Origin of the sequence: Salmonella sp. SAL4457 (assembly GCF_046548235.1) — a bacterium.
Classification (GTDB): domain Bacteria; phylum Pseudomonadota; class Gammaproteobacteria; order Enterobacterales; family Enterobacteriaceae; genus Salmonella; species Salmonella enterica.
On sequence record NZ_JBGDZO010000583.1, the window covers coordinates 1 to 267 of the forward strand.

The following is a 267-nucleotide window of genomic DNA, read 5'->3' on the forward strand; positions in this document are numbered from 1 at the left end:
GTACAGGGCCTGGCGCGCCTCGAGGATCATGTTCGAGGCGTCGTTGGAGGCCGAGCCATCGACTCCCAGGCCGATCGGCGCGCCGGCCGCCTCCAGCTCCACGGTCGGGCAGATGCCCGAGGCCAGGCGCATGTTCGAACTCGGGCAATGGCAGATACCGGTGCCCGCCTCGCCGAGCCGGCGGATCTCCTCGGCGTTGAAGTGGATGCCGTGGGCCAGCCAGGTGCGCGGGCCGAGCCAGCCGACGCTATCCAGGTAGTCCACGGT

Annotated in this window: 1 protein-coding gene; it reads right to left on the reverse strand. The window is 70.4% G+C overall.

The window, feature by feature from the left end; all coding sequences use genetic code 11:
- A partial coding sequence (locus ACLJNW_RS25540) for an amidohydrolase family protein (RefSeq protein ID WP_410961413.1) occupies positions 1 to 267 on the reverse strand: 267 nt, incomplete at both ends.